The sequence below is a fragment of the candidate division WOR-3 bacterium genome (assembly GCA_029858255.1).
Lineage (GTDB): Bacteria > Hydrothermota > Tepidihabitantia > SM23-42 > SM23-42 > SM23-42.
On sequence record JAOUFJ010000080.1, the window covers coordinates 1 to 2250 of the forward strand.

General features: G+C 44.7%; 2 protein-coding genes. Both read left to right on the forward strand.

Going from position 1 to position 2250, the window contains the following annotated elements; all coding sequences use genetic code 11:
- Positions 1-371: 371 nt before the first annotated feature.
- Positions 372-500 (forward strand): hypothetical protein, encoded by a 129-nt coding sequence (locus OEV79_12585; GenBank protein ID MDH4212273.1) that lies wholly within the window; start codon positions 372-374, stop codon positions 498-500.
- A 3-nt stretch (positions 501-503) separates the two neighbouring features.
- A partial coding sequence (locus OEV79_12590; protein MDH4212274.1) for a C45 family autoproteolytic acyltransferase/hydrolase occupies positions 504-2250 on the forward strand: 1747 nt, incomplete at its 3' end.

Consider the following 2250-nt stretch of genomic DNA (forward strand, 5'->3'; position numbering starts at 1 on the left):
ATTACAAATCCCCCAATAAAAAAATCAAATAAACCACAGATTCCAATTGCCAAATGACGAATGCAAAACGTTTAAACCGTTACTTTCGTTAATTGCGTTATTATCGTTAGTATCGCTGATATTAAACCAAGCTGAGATTGCCGCGTCGTCCCGCTTCATATTCATAAGAATCAATGACGGCGGGACTTCTCGCAATGACGGCGCGAGGGGTTGGCCATCAGGCGTCTGGACTGGATTACCCGGTTGAGCTTGTCCTCTGACATGATCAGGGGACCGGAGAATGACGGCCGTCAGAGCCAGTCCCCGTGGCTTAGATCGGTACGAGCTGTTGACTTCCTTTCGATTATTCTAATAATGGTATAGGAGTAGATATGAAGTACGGTAGAAAAACGATAACTGCTGCTTCAATGATACGATTTTTTCTCCATTCACAGTCTGTATGGCGCTGCGGGCCAGTTTTTCTGGCGGTTGCGTGGGATATGAAATCATTTTGGAGGTGAGAGATGAATCGAATTGTTTCAGGTTTCGTTCTATGCGGCACCCTATTAGTTTTGTCATCGTTCACAAGTAATTGCGCTGTGTCTTCTGAAGATAAATACAAGACAGAGATTAGAGATGGTGTTAAATACTTTGGTGAGGGGTATGTTGAGTATAGAGAGGGAATTCCGTTTCTTTATTTAAAGGGCAGTTCCTACGAAATCGGTTTACAATATGGTGTGTTGCTAAGAGAAGAGATGAACAATTTCTATATGCGTGTGGACAGCTTTGAACATGCCATGATGGCCAAAGTATATGAAGAATCACCTTGGTACTTGGATATCATAATACGGATTTCGACACCCTTTGTTATGATGAACAAGCTGAATTCATTCAAAAAGAGAGTTCCTGAAGATTTTCTGGCACAACTGAAGGGTATGGCTGAAGGGTCAGGTATTCCCTTGAATGATATACTCGGGGTTACGTTCGGTCCCGATTGGTTATCTTGCTCGTCGTTCATAAAAGAGATCGATGGCAGGATCATCCATGGCCGGAATGCCGATCACGATATTATTGACTTCTTCAGCAGATATCCCCTGGTAGCTCACTATGAGAGAGACGGGAAGTACAAGTACATAGATATCGGAATCATCGGTAGTCCCTTTGCGGTGACCGGGGTGAATGAACATGGATTAACCGTTTCCTGGAGTCAAGCCACGACTTCCTCATCCAGACCTTTCAAGAGCACAGGCACGACGCTGATGTTTAACAAAATACTTGAGGAATGCCGAAACCTGAGTGATGTCGATGCAACATCCAAGAATGTCGACCGGTTTGTCGTTATGATAGGAAGTTTAGAGGATCAGGCAGGAGCAGCCTATGATATCGTGGATCAGGGGGCGGTCAGGACAGATGTGAGGAATGGCTACATATATGCAACGAATAGATGCGTATCACAATCAGTGAGGAGAAAATACAATTCCGTGTTTGACATGGATTGGGGCAACAGCGCAAGAGCGTATACATTTGAGAAAATACTTTCCAGTAACGAGGAATTTGCCATTGATGATGCGATACGCTTGCTCTCTAATATCGACTTCTATGAATATACCGGGAAGATACCGCCGCGTGAAGGAGGCAATATCAATAACCGTGGCACGGGATCGTCAGTTGTGCTTGATCCACAAAACAGCGTGGTCTACTTCGCGTCTGGTGCTCCATATGCCGCTTTTTCCAGGTGGTTTATGTATAACTACGAAACCGATGAGGTTTCTGTCTATAAGAATGCAGATGAGAGGCTGCGCGATCCCGAATTTGTTGAATATGTGGAGGTGGAGAGGCGCTGGAAAGACGTCGACTGGGACAACAATGATAAACTGCAGCAGATGATACAAGAGATCGAAAATATGTCGGCGGAAAACTTCTGGACGTTGCACATGTCGTGTTGGGCCTGGAATGCGTTGGGAAACCCGGTGAAAGCAGAAGCAATAATCAACCGGCAAATTGAGAAATATCCGGATTTCCTTACCGGATATACAAACATGGGATTCCTGTGCGTGGATCAGGGGAAATTCGATGCGGCGATCGAATACTATGAAAGAGCACTTGATGCGCCGATTACAAATGACCGGAAAAAACTATATTGTTGTGAACAGCTTGCCACTGCCTATTCGGAAATTAGCGATGAATCCAGGGTGCTGGATTATTATCAAGCCGCACTGGATATCTACAACCGCTATTACATCCCCAAAAATGCACGAGAAAAAGTAGATA

What these genes read in the sequence shown, in the direction of transcription:
- OEV79_12585 (MDH4212273.1), top strand. Translation starts at nt 372, where the DNA reads ATGAAGTACGGTAGAAAAACGATAACTGCTGCTTCAATGATACGATTT.